This is a genomic window from Gordonia sp. YY1 (assembly GCF_009872315.1).
GTDB classification, from domain to species: Bacteria; Actinomycetota; Actinomycetes; order Mycobacteriales; family Mycobacteriaceae; genus Gordonia; species Gordonia amicalis.
This window is the reverse complement of record NZ_WXYI01000001.1, coordinates 14,739-30,735: the sequence shown is the minus strand read 5'-3', so window position 1 is coordinate 30,735 and position 15,997 is coordinate 14,739. Positions and strand designations below refer to the sequence as shown.

Here is a 15,997-nt window from a genome sequence, read left to right as displayed (position 1 = left end):
TGAAACCGGTTCACCGCGTTGACCTGCACCGTTGGGTGGGGCCCTCGGAACGCCCGTGCTAGACTGGGTTCACTCGAAAGGGGCAAGGAACATTGAATTTCAAAGTTGGCGACACCGTCGTTTACCCCCATCACGGTGCTGCTCGGGTCGAAGACATCGTTACCCGGACCATCAAGGGTGAGCAGATCGAATACCTTGTTCTCAAGGTTGCCGACGGTGACATGACCGTTCAGATTCCCTCGACGAAGCTGGAATACGTGGGCGTCCGCGACGTGGTCGGGCAGGAGGGTCTCGACCAGGTCTTCCAGGTGCTGCGGGCCCCGCACACCGAAGAGCCGACCAACTGGGCACGGCGCTTCAAGGCGAACCAGGAGAAGCTCATCTCGGGCGACATCATCAAGGTCGCCGAGATCGTGCGCGACCTGTGGCGTCGTGAGCAGGACCGCGGACTGTCGGCCGGTGAGAAGCGGATGCTGACCCGTGCCCGTCGGGTCCTCGTGGACGAGCTGTCGCTCGCGCAGAACACCGATGACGAGAAGGCGACCAGCATTCTGGACGAGGTCCTCGCTGCCGCCTCCTGACGTCGGGGCGTGCCTGGCTCAGGAAACCAATTGACCACCACGCCGGACGATTCCGGCGCAAAAGTCTGCGTCATCATCCCGGCTGCCGGGTCGGGAACCCGACTCGGCGAGCCGGTTCCCAAGGCTTTCGTCGACCTGTGCGGCGTCACCATCATCGAGCGTTGCGTCGACAACATCCCGGACTCGCTCGGGGCCTCGATCGTCGTCGTGGTACCGGCCGACCTCGTGGAGCGTGCTCGAGAGCTGCTCCCCGGGGTCGTCGTCGTATCGGGCGGCGCCCACCGGTCCGATTCGGTGCGCGCGGGTATCGCCGCCGCCGACGCTGCACAGATTCTCCTCGTCCACGACGCGGCGCGGCCGCTCACACCCGCTCATGTCTTCACGAGCGTCGTGCAAGCCGTGGCCGCCGGTCACCCCGCAGTGGTGCCAGGGGTACCCGTCGTCGACACCCTCAAGCAGGTCGCGCCGGACGCGAACGGACTCGAATTCGTGACCCGGACCGTCGACCGCGAAGAACTCCGCGCGGTGCAGACCCCGCAGGGTTTCACCCGCGAGGCGTTGCTGCGGGCACACGCCGACGACTCCGGTCTCGCGACCGACGACGCCGGCCTTGCCGAACGCTGCGGAATCCCCGTTCACGTCGTCCCGGGAGACCCTCTCGCCATGAAGATCACCACACCGTGGGACCTCCGTATCGTCCGGAGCGTCGTCGGCGAACCTGCCTCCGGCCCCGAGGCCCGACGATGAGGGTCGGGATCGGTACCGACGCGCATCGGGTCGACTCCTCGGCCGAATGCTGGATGGTCGGCCTGCACTTTCCCGACGAGCCCGGTTGTGAGGGCCATTCCGACGGTGACGTCGGCGCTCACGCCCTGTGTGACGCGGTGCTCTCGGCCGCCGGACTCGGCGACGTCGGATCGGTGTTCGGCACCGGGCGGCCCGAATGGGAGGGCGTCTCGGGAGTCGCGATGCTCACCCATGTGGCCGAGCTGATCGCCGCCGAAGGGCTTCGCGTCGTGAATGCCGCCGTCCAGGTGATCGGCAACCGGCCCAAGATCGGTCCGCGTCGTGCGGAGGCGCAGGAAGTGCTGTCGGCGGCCGTCGGCGGACCCGTGTCCGTGTCGGCGACCACCACCGATGGTCTCGGGATGACCGGTCGGGGCGAGGGGATCGCCGCGGTCGCCACCGCGCTTCTCGACGACGCCTGGTTCGGTTCGTCGATCGCAGCGCGGGGAGTCGGCTCAGCGTGACGCGGTGTCCAGCAAGATCTCGCAGGCACGGTCGACGGCATCGGCCGCCGGCGTGAGTTCTCGGCCGAGACGCGCGGCCGCCGCGGCCACCGCGGGATCGGTGAGCGGGTCGAGGTCGGACGGACCGAAACGTGCCAGCTTGTTCCCGGAACCGGCGCCCGCCCGCCGAAGGGCTGCCGCCCACATCGGCTGATCCGCACTGAGCCAGGCGATCACCGACGGGATACCCGCCCGGGTCGCCGCCGCAGTGGTGCCGGCGCCCCCGTGGTGCACCGCGCCGCGACACCGCGGCAGCAGGGTCTCGTGGTCCACCGGCTGGTCGAGGTGCAAAAGGCGATCATGTTGGGGGAGAGTGTGATCGGTGTGCCCGATGACCCGGAGTCCACGATCGAGAAGTGAGGTCACGATGCCGCCGATCTGCTCGGCGGTGATCTTCATGCTGCCGAAGCCGACGTAGACAGGTGCCTCGCCGGCGGTCGCCCACTCGACCGCATGTGAGGTGGCGTCGTCGCCGTTCAGGAGCGCCGCACGAGTGTCCTTGTCCGGCAGCAGGAATCCGACGAGCGGACGTTGCGGCCCCCAGTCGCTCTCCAGTCCGGGGAAGAGGGCGGCATCGTAGGCCTGGACCTCCGGTCTGCCCTGGCGCCGAAGTCGGCTTCCCAGTGGGCCTTTCGCCGGCGGGAGGCCGAGTTCGGTGCGCAGTCGGCGATCCGCCGAGCGCGTGGTCATCCAGTACGTCTGATCGGCCAGCCACCACAACGCCCGGGAGACCGGGCGCGGGTTGCTTCGGTATCCGACGTCCACTCCCGCATTGGGCCGCAAGGGGCAGTAGTGCAACGGCGCGAACGGGATCCCGCGGCTCTCGGCGATCGCATCGGCGCGATCCTGTGCCAGCGGGCCGGTCACGAGAATGTCCGAGACATCCGCGAGTTCACTCATCACCTGCTCCGAGGTGGCGCGACCGTGGTCGGCGACCTCGCGCAGGGCCGCGAGTCGCACCTTCGGGTTCTTCGACTTCAGTCGCTGCTTGACCAGCGGACTGGCCAACAACTCGCCCGTCGAGGGCGCGAGCACCCGGGTGTCCAGGCCGGTGGCTGCTGTCAGCTCAACCAGATCCTCGGGGACCGCGAACCGGACCTCGTGCCCGCGCCGGGCGAGTTCGGCGCCGACGGCCACCGCCGGCTGGATATCGCCGCGGCTGCCGTGAACCGTGAACGAAATCCTCATGCGCCCCAACCGGTTCCGTGCAGCCCCCAGGCTGCGAGCTCGTCGGTCAGCAGGCTGCGCATCATCGAGGCGTCGGGGATGCGCACCGGGTCGAGCGAACTGACACTCAACATCACGTGGTCGTCGTTGATCCCGAGCCATCCGCTGATACCCCCCTTGCGGTCGCGCAGTTGGGTCACGTCCTCGGTCACGGTGACGGCCCGGATCGCCATCGTGGCGCGGGTGCCGGTGCCGAGCGTGACGAACTCGTCGGGCATCGGACCGAAGTTCGACGCCAGACACAGCGGGGTGGTGGCGTTGGCCGCGAGGCGTCGGGCGATGGAGTCGTTCACTGCCTGCAGGATGACCGCGCTGTTGGCCACCGCGCTGGACTTCTCCGTCAGACGGCCGTAGGCCTCTTTGCAGGCGACGCGGACATCGGTCAAGTCCTCGTACCGGCCGGGCGCAACCTCGACGAAAGCCGTCGCACCCGAGGTCGCGTTGGCGCGTCGGTCGCCATCCGTACGGGTGGAGACCGGCAGCGACACCGGAACCACGTCGCCGTCGGAAACCCGGCCGCAGCGTTTCAGGATGCCGACCATCAATGCTGCGAACAGGCTGTTGTCCGTGCCACCGCGCGACGTCGCCGCTGCCGCGTAGTCGGCGTGCGGGATGAGCACGGTCACGTTCGGCGTGGCTTCGGCCCCGGCCAGGTCGGTGTCGGGGGCGGGGTTGCCCGTCACCCGGGCGGGGGATTCCGGTGATCCCCCTCGGCTCTCGCGCCACACGCGGTAGGCGGTCGTGCCCGCGGTACGGAGCAGGTCCGCTGCGTCGAGCACGTCGTCGGCGATCCCGGGCGTGGTGCCGGCGAGATAGGGGGTGGAGTTGACCGCCTCGACGATCGCGCAGGTGCCCGCACCGCCGTCGGCGATGACGTGAGCAATTGTCAGCGATACCACGACCGAGGCATCGTCGACGGTACGGGCGACGGACAGCCGCCAGGAGGGACCGTTCACGATGTCGAGCGGGTCGAGAGCCCGGGTGCGACCCCACGCCTCTTCTCCGCCGGCCGGCAGGGGCTCGGTGTCGATGGCGAAATGGCCTGCGTCGGGCGTGTAGCGCCAGTAGGCGCGTCCCGGCCCGCGGCGGCCCCCGACCAGGCGGCCGAGACGGCCACGATGCAGTCGCTCGGCCACCGACGCGATGGCGTCGACGTCGATCGTGCCGGGGAACCGCCAGAGCGTCTGCGTGACGACGGGAAGATCGAGCACGGCGTCCATCTTCAGGAAGAGATCGTCGTCGGGTGTGAGCCGATCCACAGGGGCGTCCCGGCTGACGTGAGTGAACCAGCCAAGGGGTGCGAGTTTCATGTCTGCAGCTGCCGTTCGTGCATGCAAAAAGTCGGTGATCGATGTAGACGATGGTCCAGAAATCAAGGTCATCGGTCCCGGCGGTTGCGGTGCGGCACACCGCCGTACAGACCGACAGGACACCGCAACCATACCCGAGGCCCTCGGGTTCGCGGGGGCCACGGTGGCACGGCGTCGAATCACGCCGAGCGGGCGATACGTCCCTGATTTTCGCCGATCCGCCGGGCGTTTTTTCGTTTGTCCAACTATCAATTCGATGCGAAGCAGGTTACTGTCGTCATCACTGTGAGGCGCGCCTAACTTCGGTGGGCTTCAGCATCTTGTTGCCAACGGGTCATTTCATTGATCCTTTCGCAGAATCCGGAGGACGCGACGACATGACGGGTGCCGCCCGCCGTACATCAGATCGCCGCGTGGCATCGCAGACCACCGCTCTCATCGCCGTACTGGCGGCCGCGCTGACGGCCTTTGCCGGTCTGGCGCAGGCGGGCGGGGCGAATGCGGCGCCGACTCGTTCGACCATCGAGCGCGTCGTGGCGGAAGGCCCGCACTCCCACGGTGTGTACGTCTACTCCGCAGCCATGCAGAAGACCGTCAAGGTGCAGGTCGTGACACCTGAGGCATCGGCTGGGCCCCGCCCGTCGCTGTACCTGCTCGGTGGTCTGGGTGAGGAGAACCCGGAGAAGAGCATCTGGACTCTGAAGACCGACGTCGCGGGCTTCTACGCCGACAAGAACGTCAACGTCGTCATGCCCATCGCGGGCAACGGCAGTCTCTACACCGACTGGCAGCGCGACGATCCTGTGCTCGGTCGCTACAAATGGGAGACATTTCTCACCCGCGAGTTGCCCCCGCTGATCGACGAACGCTTCGACGGCAACGGTGCACGTGGTCTCGCCGGACTGTCCATGGGGGCCGGCGCCGCGCTGGTCCTCGCCGTCCGGAACCCCGGTTTCTACGACGCGGTCGCCGCCTACAGCGGGTGCTTCACGACCACCGGACCTGCTGGTCAGGCATACCCGCGAGGTATCGTGACCGCCTTCGGTGGCAACCCCGACAACATGTGGGGGCCGCCGTCCGACCCCGCATGGGCCGCGCACGACGTTCTCTTGCGGGCCGCCGGTCTGAGAGGCACCGAGGTCTACGTCTCCACCGGGACCGGACGGCCTGGCAAGTACGACGCTCCCGGTTATCCTGGCAACGACAATCCGACCGATCGTCAGGTCGTGGGTGGTGCGATCGAGCTCGGCGCGCTGTGGTGCACGCAGCAGCTGCAGGCCCGACTCGGACAGTTGAAGATTCCCGCCACGATCCGATATGTCGATCCCGGCACGCACTCGTGGCCGTACTGGGTGGACCAGCAGCGCCAGTCCTGGCCCACGATTGCCCGCGGATTGGGTTTGTGACCGTGCGCGTATCCCGTATGGACCGGATGAGGAGGTGGGTCTCCGACGGCTGTCGCCGGCGGAACTGACCGGTACTCGATGCGCCGGGGCGGCTTCAGGGGAGGAGCCGAGCATGAACCATCAGGGGGCCAGAACGTGTGACAACACGAGAGGTTGTGATGGAATACACCGAACTGACCGACTACTCGATGCCCGGCGGAACCGTCACCGCCTGGGAGCCCGCGGTTGACGCGTCCGAGTGGCAGAGCGATTCGCGACAACTGTCGTACATGCACCTCGAGCACGCCCGACGGGCGGTTCGTGAGGGCTCCGACTGGTACAGCCAGTGGATCGGGACCGCTTTCCGGATTCAGCGTCCGCTCGATCGCGATGCGTTCTCGCGCACGCTCGTTGCGTGGTACCGCAGGCATGAGGCATTCCGGACCTCGGTGCGCGTCCACGACGCCGGGCACCCGCAGGGCGACCTGACCCGCATCACCGTCGCCGCCGACACGATCTCGGTGCGCGAGCGGGCCTTCGGGTCCGATCTGGAACCCGCCGAGGTCTCCGAACTCATCACCGAATACTTCAACACCACCGTCACCCCGCTGACGTGGCCGCACTGCCTTGCGGTGACGGTCGAGACGCCCGGCGACGACGAGGGGTTCCTCGTCGTGTTCGCCGCCGATCACACGGTGATGGACGCCTACACCCAGGTGTTCGCGATCCGCGAACTGACCGCGCTGTACCTCGCCGAGGTCACCGGGGAACCGCACGGACTCGCGGCGTTCGGCAGCTACCTGGACTTCAGTGACGCGGAGCGTCGTCTCGGTGAGCAGATCGACGCCAACAACGCCGCGGTGAGCCAGTGGCGCACCTTCTTCGACGACACCACCACCGCCGTACAGCCGGAGTCGATCCCGCGGTTCCCGCAGTTCGACGTCCCCGCCGATGCACCGCGCACCATCGCGGCTCAGCGGACCCCGGACGAGGGCTTCCAGGCCACGCTGTCGCACTGGCTGCTCGACGCCGCCGACACCAAGCGATTCGACGCGATCTGCAAGGCGGCCGGATCGTCGATGACCGCCGGCATCTACACCGCGCTGTCGATGACGTCGGCGGCCCTGACCGGTTCCGCGGATCTCCGTTTCATCAGTCCGATCCACACCCGCAACGCGATCGAGTGGGGCGAGGCGGTGGGCTGGTTCGTCGGGATCATCCCGGTGGCCGTCCGCCCGGGCCGGCCGCTGAATTTCACCGACGCGCTGACCGCCGTCGCGGCCACCGCGGCCCAGTACAAGGATGTGGGCGCTGCCCCGTTCGCGCCGGTCGCCGAGCTGATCGGTGGGGACGTGACACCTCCGGGATTCGTGGTGTCCTACATCGACCTTCGACACGCGGAGGGCTCGACCGAGTGGGAGCCGCGTGCGGCACGGGTGCTGCGCAGCGCGACCCGCGACGCCGACGAGGTCTACTTCTGGATCAACCGCATCCCCACCGGCGTCAACGTGTCTGCCCGTTTCCCGGCCGCGAACGCACCCGCTGTCGAGGTCTTCCTGTCGACGTTCCACGCGACGCTGATGGAGATAGTCGCCGAGGGCGATTGCGAGTATTCCTACCGTGCGGGTGCGGTGGACGGACCCACCGGTATCGACCGCGCGGTCCTGTCCGCCGGAAGCCCGACAGGGGTCCTCGGCAGCTGATGTCGGGAACGCTGCAGTCACGCGACATCCCTCCCCGGTTCAGCGATTCCGGGTCGCTGGTCGCTCGGCTCCGCCCACACCTGACCGGTGGGCGGGCCGTCGAGTGGGAGCTGCGCGATCCGGACCGTGTTGCGAAAGCAGCGCAACGCTGGGGCGACGGGGTGTCGTTCCTGCAATCCGACCATCTGGCGACGATGGCGGCCAAACGCCGGGAGGGCGAGGCGCACCACGGATTCATCGTGGCCGCAACACGATTCGATACTCCCTTGGTACCCGATGCCATGTCGGCCGCGCTGACCGACTTCGTTCGGCGCCATGAGGAGTTGCGCGCGCACTATCGCTCGGGTCCGGCAGGGCACGAGCGATGGGTGTTGCCACCGGACGAGGTCGAGATCGTCACCGCGGACCGTGAATCCGTCCACGTGGACGACGCCGAACTCGGTGACTGGGTGGGCGGCCGGGCCGCCGAGACCGCTTGGTCCGATCTGGTTCCGGGTTCGTGGTGGGGCGCGACCTGCGACGACAACGGCTTCACGTTCTTCGTCTCGACGGATCATGTCCGGGGCGACGGTTATTCGTTGGTCCTCGCGATGTTCGAGATCGTCGAGCTGTACCGGGGCCACTGTGCCGGCGAGCCCGCGGAGCTGGCGCCGGCCGGATCCTTCGGGGACGCGGTACTGGCGGAACGCCGCATCGCCGCCTCACTCGACCCCGCCGACGATCGTGTCGCGGTCTGGCGGGACGCACTGGTGCACAACGACGGTCGTACGCCGAGCTGTCCGCTCGACCTCGGTCTCACCGACGGACTGCCGAAGCCGTCGGTCACGGCACAGACAGTGCTGCTCGACGCCGACGCTCTCGCCCGCTGCGATGCCCGGATCGCCGCGACCGGCGGCAGCTTCTCCGGGCTCATCTACGCGGCGCTCGCGGAATGGCACCGTCGAATGACCGGTCGTGACCGGTTCTTCGTGTCGACCGTGCTGGCCACCCGTGCGCCGGAGCACTTCTGGACGCAGGGCTGGCTGTGCAACTTCGCGCCGATCTCCGTCGAGGTACCGAACATCGGAGACGTCGATTTCGACGACCTGGTGCGCGCGGCCGCCCAGAGCGTTCGACTCGCCCGCGGCGCGGCCGAGATCCCCGCGCACGCGGTGCTCGCGCAACTCGCCGGAGAGGGCGTCTTCCGCGGACTCGACGGAAGTCCGTACATGGTGTCCTACACCGACCTCCGCCGCCTGCCGATCGGTGACGACCCGGTTCTGAACGGGACACAGCTGTTGACCGGACTCGGTCCCACGCGCAACGCCAACCTCTGGTTCACGCGGACGGCGACGGGACTCGACGTCGTGTCGCAGATCCCCGACAACGACGTGGCGCGAACGTCGATCCTCGAGCAGTTCGCGACCCTGCGCGAAATCCTGGCCGAGTACGCGGATGCGGCCGGGTACGCGACGGAATCGGTTGTGCGATGAAGCTCTCGAGTTCCGAATCGTGGGCGGTCGAGCCGGGAGAACTGGTGTGCTGGCGTGCCGTACCGGGCGGGGCGGCCGCCCGGTCGAGCGTACCGGTGTCGGAGAACGAGCGATTCCACCTCGCGTCGATCGCCGCGGGGCAGCCGGGCTGGATGGCGCTCACCCTGGATTTCCCGGAACAAATCGATCTCGACCAGATCTGCGAGGCCGTCGGGACGATGATCGCCCGCCACGACGCGCTCCGCAGTCACTACGTGCAGACCGGTGACGTCGTCACCCGCCTGTTGCATCCGGGCGTCGACGTCAAAGAAGAGTTCCGGCAGGCGGACGACGGGCTCTCGGCATCGGCATTCGCCTCGCGACTGGCCGGGTACATCGGCGCGACCTGCAATCCCTTCGAACCGATGCCGCACTTCCTCGCGGCGGTGACCCGCCCCGGCGGCACGACGCTGGTGTGCGCCTTCGACCACTGCTACGTCGACGCGCGATCACTGGCCGTCGTGTCGACCGAGATCTGCGAGCTGCTCGCCGGTCGCGCGCCGGCACCGGCGGAGTCCGGCCTCGACGCACTCCGGATCGTCGCGGAAGCCGAGGCATCGGTGACCGCCGACGATCCCCGCCTGAGCGGCTGGGAGCAGTTCCTCGCCGCGACCGGTTGGACGGTTCCCGAATTCCCGCTCGACCTCGGGGTCGCCGCCGGGGAGAGCCTCCCCGTCCACACGATGGTCCGGACGCTGATGTCCGGCGACGACGCCGCGACGTTCAGCTCGACGGTCCACCGGCGCGGGGCCCGTACCTATCCGGCCGTGCTCACCTGTGCCGGCATGGCCATCAACGCCGCCGGCGGACCCGATGAGGTGGCCACCGTGGTGCCCACCGGGGCCGGGGCGGGGCCGGGCTGCGTGAGTTGGTCGGTGGGCAACGCGCCGATGCTGATCAGCGCGACCGGCGACCTGTACGCGGCCATGTACCGGAACACGCGACGCCTCGCGGCGGCGCTCCCGCTGGCGGAGATCGGACTGACGCCGGTATACGCGGCCTTCGGCGATCGCCTGCGCCCCGGCCGAAGTGACGTCTTCATGATGTCCTACGTCGACTACACGCGGCTGCCCATGCCGCGTGGCGACGTCGTCGTCCGGCAGATATCGAGTCAGAAGCCGACCGACACCGCCCAGTGGTGGTTCTGGCGTGACCGCGACGGCATCCACGTCCGGGTGCGGTACCCGCACACCGACCGGGCCGTGGCGGTCCTCACCGACACACTCGACACGATGCAAGCGCTGGTCGGCACCGTCCTCGAGCCGGTTCTCGCCGCCGACGCGGGCTGATGGCATTCCGGCTGCGGAACGGGTCTGGTCCGGCCACTCGGGCGGTCGGTGGCCCGTCCGTGGTCCGGTAGGATGGCCGGTCGTGACCCTGCGCCTTTATGACACCAGCTCCCGAGAGGTGCGCGACTTCGTGCCGCTGCGCCCAGGCCAGGCATCGGTGTACCTGTGCGGCGCGACGGTGCAGGGTGTTCCCCATATCGGCCACGTCCGCAGCGGTATCGCCTTCGACATCCTGCGCCGCTGGTTGAGCCACCAGGGCCTCGACGTGCTGTTCGTCCGCAACGTCACCGACATCGACGACAAGATCCTCCGCAAGGCCGCCGACGCGGGCCGTCCCTGGTGGGAGTGGGCCGCCACGCACGAGCGCGCCTTCGACGACGCCTACCGCGCGCTCGGCGTCCTGCCGCCGTCGGCAGAACCGCGGGCGACCGGGTTCGTGACCCAGATGGTCGAGTACATGCAGCGCCTGATCGAGCGTGGCCACGCCTACGTCGCCGACGGCAACGTCTACTTCGACGTCCGAAGCCTCCCCGACTACGGTGCACTGTCCGGGCACAAGCTCGACGACGTGCACCAGGGCGAGAGCGCGGGCACCGGCAAGCGCGATCACCGCGACTTCACGCTGTGGAAGGCGGCCAAGCCCGATGAGCCGTCGTGGCCGACCCCCTGGGGTCCCGGACGCCCCGGCTGGCATCTGGAGTGCTCGGCGATGGCCACCAGCCTGCTGGGGGCCGAGTTCGACATCCACTGCGGCGGAATGGATCTGGTGTTCCCGCACCACGAGAACGAGATCGCCCAGGCGCACGGTGCCGGAGACCCGTTCGCGCGGTACTGGCTGCACAACGGCTGGGTCACCATGGGTGGCGAGAAGATGAGCAAGTCGCTGGGCAACGTGGTGTCGATCCCCGCGATGCTGCAGCGCGTCCGTGCCGTCGAACTGCGGTACTACCTCGGCAGTGCGCACTACCGGTCGATGCTGGAGTACTCGCCGGGTGCGCTCACCGAGGCGGCCGCCGGTTACCGGCGGGTGGAGTCCTTCGTCGAACGTGTCGCCGCCCGCGTGGGCGATGTGGTCGTCGGCGACATCGACCCCGATTTCGGTGACGCGCTCGACGACGATCTCGGCGTCCCGGCGGCTCTCGCGGTCGTGCACAACGTCGTCCGTCAGGGCAACACCGCACTCGAATCGGGTGACGGGGCGGCCGCGCTGGCCGCCGCATCGTCGGTGCGGGGCATGATGGGGATCCTCGGCGTCGACCCGCTCGACGATCAGTGGGCCGGTGCGGCCGACGACTCGGCCGCCACCTCTGCACTGGACGTGCTGGTGCGCGCCGAACTGCAACGGCGCGCCGACGCGCGTTCCGCCAAGGACTGGGCGACCGCGGATGCGGTCCGGGATCGTCTGGCCGAGGCCGGCATCGAGGTGACCGACACCCCTGATGGTGCACAGTGGGCATTGAAGGGTGAGGCGTGATGGCAGGAAATTCCAAGCGTAAGGGTGCGATCCGCAAGTCGGGCACCAAGAAGGGGCAGGTCGTCGGGTCCGGCGGCCAGCGGCGACGCGGTCTCGAGGCCCGGGGCGCCACCCCGAAGGCGGTCGACCGCCCGTACCACCCCGCTCACAAGCGGGCGAAGGCCGCGGCGAAGTCGGGCACCGGCCGGGGCGGCGTGCGCGGGAAGGACGAGGGTCCCGAGTACGTGCTCGGCCGCAACCCCGTCGTCGAGTGCCTGCGTGCGGGCGTGCCCGCGACGGCGCTCTACATCGCCACCAACTCCGAACCGGACGAGCGTGTCGCCGAGGCGGTCAAGATCGCCGGCGATCAGGCGATCTCCATCCTCGAGGTCGGCAAGCCGGAGCTGGACCGGTTGTCCACCAACGGAATGCATCAGGGCATCGCCCTGCAGGTGCCGGAGTACGAGTACACCCATCCGGACGATCTGATGGCCGACGCCAAGGCCAGCGGCACCCCGCCGCTGCTGGTGGCGCTCGACAACATCACCGACCCGCGCAACCTGGGTGCGGTGATCCGCTCGGTGGCCGCCTTCGGCGGGCACGGCGTGGTGATCCCGGCGCGACGCAGCGCGAGCGTGACCGCGGTGGCCTGGCGGACCAGCGCCGGTGCCGCCGCACGACTCCCGGTCGCGCGTGCCACCAACCTCACCCGGACGCTCAAGGACTGGGCCGACTCCGGGGCCCAGCTCGTGGGTCTGGACGCCGGCGGCGACGTGACCCTCGACGACTACGACGGCACCGGTCCGACGGTGATCGTCGTGGGATCGGAGGGCAAGGGCCTGTCGCGCCTCGTGCGCGAGAGCTGCGACTCGATCCTGTCGATCCCCATGGCCGGGGAGGTCGAGAGCCTCAACGCGTCGGTCGCGGCGGGCGTCGTGCTCGCCGAATTCGCACGCCAGCGCCGGCGGTAGTCCGCGCGCCGGTTCACGACCGGGTGAGACCGACCTCGACACCGGCCTGCGCGAGTGCTTCGCGAACCGCACGGGCGTGGCCGACCGCGCCCTGGGTGTCGCCGTGCAGACAGATCGAATCGGCGTCGACCGCGACCACCGTGCCGTCGATCGCCGTCAGGCGTCCGGTGGTGGTCATCTCGACGACCCGCCGTGCGATCTCCGCGCTGTCGGAGAGGACGGCCCCACGCTCGGTGCGCGGAACGAGTGTCCCCGTGGGGGTGTAGGCGCGGTCGGCGAAGGCCTCGGTGATGACCCGCAGCCCGGCGCGTTCGGCACGGGCCAGAATCTCCGAGTTCGGTAGCCCCATCATCGCCAGACCCGGGTTCACGTCGCGCACCGCAGCGACCACCGCGTCGGCCTGTTGCTCGTGGTGGACGACCGTGTTGTACAGCGCGCCATGGGGTTTCACGTAGGTCACCGACCCGCCGACGGATCGGGCGAGGGCGTCGAGCGCGCCGATCTGATAGACGAGATCGGCGATCAGGTCCGGCGTCGACATCTCCATGAACCGGCGGCCGAAGCCGGCGCGGTCGGGATAGGAGACCTGCGCGCCGATGCGGACACCGGCGGCCACGGCCGCCCGGCACGTCGCCAGCAGGTCTGCGGGAGTTCCCGCGTGGAAACCGCACGCGATGTTGGCGCTGGTCACGATGGTCAGCATCGTCTCGTCGTCGCCGACTCCCTCGCCGAGGTCGGCGTTGAGATCGATGCGAGCGCGTGCCGGTTCGACGGTGGCCTTGTCGGAGCGGGCCTTGTCGGCGGTCATGGGCCACATTCTAGATCTGCGCCGGTTGAGCAGACGTAACAGGCGATTCGTCTACGGTGGGGGTATGGCACTGCTCGACACCAAGGTCACCACGGTCAACGGCGTCGTCGGTGGCGCACGGGGAAGGCGGCTGCGCCGCGGCACGATCAGCTGGCGAGGCATTCCGTTCGCCGCGCCCCCGGTGGCCCACCGCCGGTTTTGCGCACCCGAACCGGCCCACGACTGGCCCGGCGTGCGTGACTGCACCAAACTCGCCAAGGCCGCCATCCAGGAGAAGCGGTTCACCGCCGTCGCGCCGGGGAAGTTCGCGCCGATGGCCGAGGACTGCCTCACGCTCAACGTCTTCTCACCCGACGTCGCGTCGTCGAGGCCGCGGCCGGTGATGGTCTTCATCCACGGCGGCGCCTTCATCCTCGGCACCGCCGCGACCCCGCTCTACGACGGCGCCTTCCTGGCCCGTGCCCAGGACGTCGTCGTCGTGACGATCCAATACCGTTTCGGTCCCTTCGGTTTCCTCGATCTCTCGCAGTTCGCCACTGACGACCGGCCGTTCGACACCAACGCGGGTCTGCGCGACCAGATCGCCGCGCTGCGATGGGTGCAGGACAACATCGCCGCGTTCGGCGGTGACCCCGACAACGTGACCGTCTTCGGCGAGAGCGCCGGTGGGTCGTCGGTGCTCGCCCTGCTGTCCGCTCCGGAGGCCACCGGCCTGTTCCATCACGCCATCGCGCAGAGTCCCGCCCCGGAACTCGTGGTCGAGCAGGACGCCGCGACCGTCTACGCCGACGAGTTCGTCCGGATCCTCCGCGATCCGCAACGTCGGAACACCTCGATGGAGCGGACCGAGGACCCCCTCGACCCGGCCGAGGCGCAACGCCTTCTCACCACCCCCAATCCCGCATTGCTGCTCGAAGCGGGCAATCGTCTCATGCGGTTCGCGACCAAGTCCTCGGGCGGGTCCATCCCGTTCGCGCCCGTCGTCGACGGTGATCTGCTGCCGCGCTCGCCGCTCGCTGCGGCCGCCGACGGCCTGACGCTGCCGGTGCCGCTGGTGATCGGCAGCAACAAGGACGAGGGGAGACTCTTCGCGAAACTCTGGAACGTCCTGCCCGATTCCGAACGCATGCTGATGCGGGTGGAGGACGAGGAGGTCCGCCGCGAGATCGCCGCCCACTACTCCAACGGCGACCGCGATCGGATCCGCCTGGCCGGTGACTCGATCTTCTGGGCGCCGATGAGTGCCTTCGCCGACGGGCACAGCAAGGTCGCGCCGACCTACGTGTACCGCTATGACTATCGGACCAAGGTCCTGGACGCGACGGGCTTCGGCGCGACCCACGCGACGGAACTGTTCACCGTGTTCGGTGCCTACCGCGCGCCGATGGGCGCGGGACTCGCGATCGCGGACTGGCCGGGCACGCGTCGTGTCACCGACAGCGTGCAGGGCCGCTGGGCTGCTTTCGCCCGCACCGGCGACCCCGGTCTCGGCTGGCCGGCCTACACGACCGCCGAGCGGAAGGTCCTGGTCATCAACGACCCGGACCGCGTCGTCACCGATCCCGACACCCTGCGGCGCCAGGCCTGGAACCGGGTGCACGCACCATCGCAGGCCTGACCGCCGACGCGACCGGTCACTCCGTTAGCCACTCGGTGGGCGGATCGGCCGCGAGGAACGACAGCACCAGTGGGTTGAACGTTTCGGGTGCCTCCACCGGGAGGATGTGGGTCCCCGGCAGCACCGCGAGCCGAGCGTGCGGCAGCGTTCGGACGATCTCCAGCGCGTGCTCCATGCGTACCAGCCCACGATCGGCGACCACCAGCAGCACCGATGCCGGTACGTCGGCGAAATCGGCCACCGCATAGTCGGGTTCGGAGGCGAGCATCCGGATCGTCTTGTCGTAGACGACGGTGAAGTGCTCGGGACCATCGGGGGATATCTCGTCGTGGTGGGTACGCAGGTACTCGACAGTCACCGGATTGCGGTCCATCACCAGTTCGACGAATCGGTCGATCCGGCGACCACCGGGATTGAGGTAACCGCCGACGGCCACCACGCGGTTCACCAGATCGGGACGGTCCCGCGCGATGACGAGTGCGACGGCCGCACTGTCGCCCCAGCCGACGAGATTCGCCGGACGTCCGACGACCGTTTCGAGATAGGCGATCGTGCGTGCGGCGATGGACGCACAGGTGAAATCGCTGTCGGTGTCGGGACTGTGCCCGTGACCGGGCCGTTCGGGCATGAACAGCAACAGCCCGGCATCGAGGAAATCGGGGACCTGCGCGCCCCAGGACGCCGCCGAGGCGAAGATGCCGTGCAGGAGCACGGTTGGGGCGCCCTGAGGGTTGCCTTCGATGAAGTGCCACAGCGTCGTCCCGGCGACATCCACATACACGCCGCCGTCGATCTCGTCGCCGACGTGAACTGGGCGCATGCTGGCCCTCGGGTCGGGTGTTCTCGGGTGCT

The 15,997-nt window shown here is 68.8% G+C and carries 14 protein-coding genes; 10 read left to right on the top strand and 4 right to left on the bottom strand.

The window, feature by feature from the left end; genetic code table 11:
- Positions 1-92 precede the first annotated feature (92 nt).
- Genes BPODLACK_RS00130 through ispF form a run of 3 tightly spaced genes read left to right on the top strand, consistent with a single transcriptional unit; the run spans position 93 to position 1,831 of the window.
- Complete coding sequence (locus BPODLACK_RS00130; protein WP_006435671.1) at positions 93-581, top strand: CarD family transcriptional regulator; 489 nt, start codon at positions 93-95, stop codon at positions 579-581.
- A gap of 30 nt (positions 582-611) precedes the next feature.
- Positions 612-1,328, top strand: a complete 717-nt coding sequence (gene ispD, locus BPODLACK_RS00125) for a 2-C-methyl-D-erythritol 4-phosphate cytidylyltransferase (protein WP_159404451.1) — start codon at positions 612-614, stop codon at positions 1,326-1,328.
- Positions 1,325-1,831: a 2-C-methyl-D-erythritol 2,4-cyclodiphosphate synthase gene (gene ispF, locus BPODLACK_RS00120; RefSeq protein ID WP_159404450.1), complete on the top strand. Its 507-nt coding sequence runs from the start codon at positions 1,325-1,327 to the stop codon at positions 1,829-1,831. Before ispD ends, ispF begins: the two co-directional genes overlap by 4 nt.
- Here ispF and BPODLACK_RS00115 read toward each other — a convergent pair.
- Both BPODLACK_RS00115 and BPODLACK_RS00110 read right to left on the bottom strand, forming a co-directional pair.
- Entirely contained in the window at positions 1,823-3,058 is a 1,236-nt protein-coding gene (locus tag BPODLACK_RS00115; RefSeq protein ID WP_159404449.1) for a nucleotide disphospho-sugar-binding domain-containing protein, read from the bottom strand. The two genes, ispF and BPODLACK_RS00115, sit on opposite strands and share 9 nt — an antisense overlap.
- Positions 3,055-4,407: a hypothetical protein gene (locus BPODLACK_RS00110; RefSeq protein ID WP_159404448.1), complete on the bottom strand. Its 1,353-nt coding sequence runs from the start codon at positions 4,405-4,407 to the stop codon at positions 3,055-3,057. The genes BPODLACK_RS00115 and BPODLACK_RS00110 overlap by 4 nt, the downstream gene beginning before the upstream one ends.
- 377 nt (positions 4,408-4,784) lie before the next feature.
- Here BPODLACK_RS00110 and BPODLACK_RS00105 point away from each other — a divergent pair, with 377 nt between their 5' ends.
- The 6 genes from BPODLACK_RS00105 to rlmB all read left to right on the top strand — a co-directional run bounded on the left by BPODLACK_RS00105 (position 4,785) and on the right by rlmB (position 12,719).
- Positions 4,785-5,813, top strand: coding sequence for an alpha/beta hydrolase (locus BPODLACK_RS00105; RefSeq protein ID WP_201450576.1), 1,029 nt, complete (start codon positions 4,785-4,787; stop codon positions 5,811-5,813).
- Between the two features lie 158 nt (positions 5,814-5,971).
- Complete coding sequence (locus BPODLACK_RS00100) at positions 5,972-7,495, top strand: condensation domain-containing protein (RefSeq protein ID WP_159404447.1); 1,524 nt, start codon at positions 5,972-5,974, stop codon at positions 7,493-7,495.
- Positions 7,495-8,967, top strand: a complete 1,473-nt coding sequence (locus tag BPODLACK_RS00095; protein WP_159404446.1) for a condensation domain-containing protein — start codon at positions 7,495-7,497, stop codon at positions 8,965-8,967. The genes BPODLACK_RS00100 and BPODLACK_RS00095 overlap by 1 nt, the downstream gene beginning before the upstream one ends.
- Complete coding sequence (locus BPODLACK_RS00090; protein WP_096273156.1) at positions 8,964-10,295, top strand: condensation protein; 1,332 nt, start codon at positions 8,964-8,966, stop codon at positions 10,293-10,295. Before BPODLACK_RS00095 ends, BPODLACK_RS00090 begins: the two co-directional genes overlap by 4 nt.
- 82 nt (positions 10,296-10,377) lie before the next feature.
- Positions 10,378-11,769, top strand: a complete 1,392-nt coding sequence (gene cysS, locus BPODLACK_RS00085) for a cysteine--tRNA ligase (RefSeq protein ID WP_159404445.1) — start codon at positions 10,378-10,380, stop codon at positions 11,767-11,769.
- Positions 11,769-12,719 carry a 23S rRNA (guanosine(2251)-2'-O)-methyltransferase RlmB gene (gene rlmB / locus BPODLACK_RS00080; protein WP_006435661.1) on the top strand — a complete coding sequence of 317 codons (951 nt, stop codon included), beginning with the start codon at positions 11,769-11,771 and terminating at the stop codon, positions 12,717-12,719. The genes cysS and rlmB overlap by 1 nt, the downstream gene beginning before the upstream one ends.
- Before the next feature lie 13 nt (positions 12,720-12,732).
- On the opposite strand, the gene BPODLACK_RS00075 is transcribed toward rlmB, so the two are convergent.
- Positions 12,733-13,527, bottom strand: a complete 795-nt coding sequence (locus BPODLACK_RS00075) for a LamB/YcsF family protein (RefSeq protein ID WP_159404444.1) — start codon at positions 13,525-13,527, stop codon at positions 12,733-12,735.
- A 64-nt stretch (positions 13,528-13,591) separates the two neighbouring features.
- Here BPODLACK_RS00075 and BPODLACK_RS00070 point away from each other — a divergent pair, with 64 nt between their 5' ends.
- A complete protein-coding gene (locus tag BPODLACK_RS00070; protein WP_024500062.1) occupies positions 13,592-15,145 on the top strand; it encodes a carboxylesterase/lipase family protein in 1,554 nt (517 codons plus the stop codon).
- A gap of 16 nt (positions 15,146-15,161) precedes the next feature.
- Here the strand turns inward: BPODLACK_RS00070 and BPODLACK_RS00065 are convergent, their stop codons facing one another.
- Positions 15,162-15,965 carry an alpha/beta fold hydrolase gene (locus BPODLACK_RS00065; protein WP_159404443.1) on the bottom strand — a complete coding sequence of 268 codons (804 nt, stop codon included), beginning with the start codon at positions 15,963-15,965 and terminating at the stop codon, positions 15,162-15,164.
- Positions 15,966-15,997: the final 32 nt, after the last annotated feature.

Excerpts from the sequence above, each read along its gene's own strand:
- ispF (WP_159404450.1), top strand. The coding sequence starts at position 1,325 with ATGAGGGTCGGGATCGGTACCGACGCGCATCGGGTCGACTCCTCGGCC.
- BPODLACK_RS00115 (WP_159404449.1), bottom strand. The coding sequence starts at position 3,058 with ATGAGGATTTCGTTCACGGTTCACGGCAGCCGCGGCGATATCCAGCCG.
- BPODLACK_RS00110 (WP_159404448.1), bottom strand. The coding sequence starts at position 4,407 with ATGAAACTCGCACCCCTTGGCTGGTTCACTCACGTCAGCCGGGACGCC.
- BPODLACK_RS00105 (WP_201450576.1), top strand. The coding sequence starts at position 4,785 with ATGACGGGTGCCGCCCGCCGTACATCAGATCGCCGCGTGGCATCGCAG.
- BPODLACK_RS00100 (WP_159404447.1), top strand. The coding sequence starts at position 5,972 with ATGGAATACACCGAACTGACCGACTACTCGATGCCCGGCGGAACCGTC.
- BPODLACK_RS00095 (WP_159404446.1), top strand. The coding sequence starts at position 7,495 with ATGTCGGGAACGCTGCAGTCACGCGACATCCCTCCCCGGTTCAGCGAT.
- BPODLACK_RS00090 (WP_096273156.1), top strand. The coding sequence starts at position 8,964 with ATGAAGCTCTCGAGTTCCGAATCGTGGGCGGTCGAGCCGGGAGAACTG.
- rlmB (WP_006435661.1), top strand. The coding sequence starts at position 11,769 with ATGGCAGGAAATTCCAAGCGTAAGGGTGCGATCCGCAAGTCGGGCACC.
- BPODLACK_RS00075 (WP_159404444.1), bottom strand. The coding sequence starts at position 13,527 with ATGACCGCCGACAAGGCCCGCTCCGACAAGGCCACCGTCGAACCGGCA.
- BPODLACK_RS00070 (WP_024500062.1), top strand. The coding sequence starts at position 13,592 with ATGGCACTGCTCGACACCAAGGTCACCACGGTCAACGGCGTCGTCGGT.
- BPODLACK_RS00065 (WP_159404443.1), bottom strand. The coding sequence starts at position 15,965 with ATGCGCCCAGTTCACGTCGGCGACGAGATCGACGGCGGCGTGTATGTG.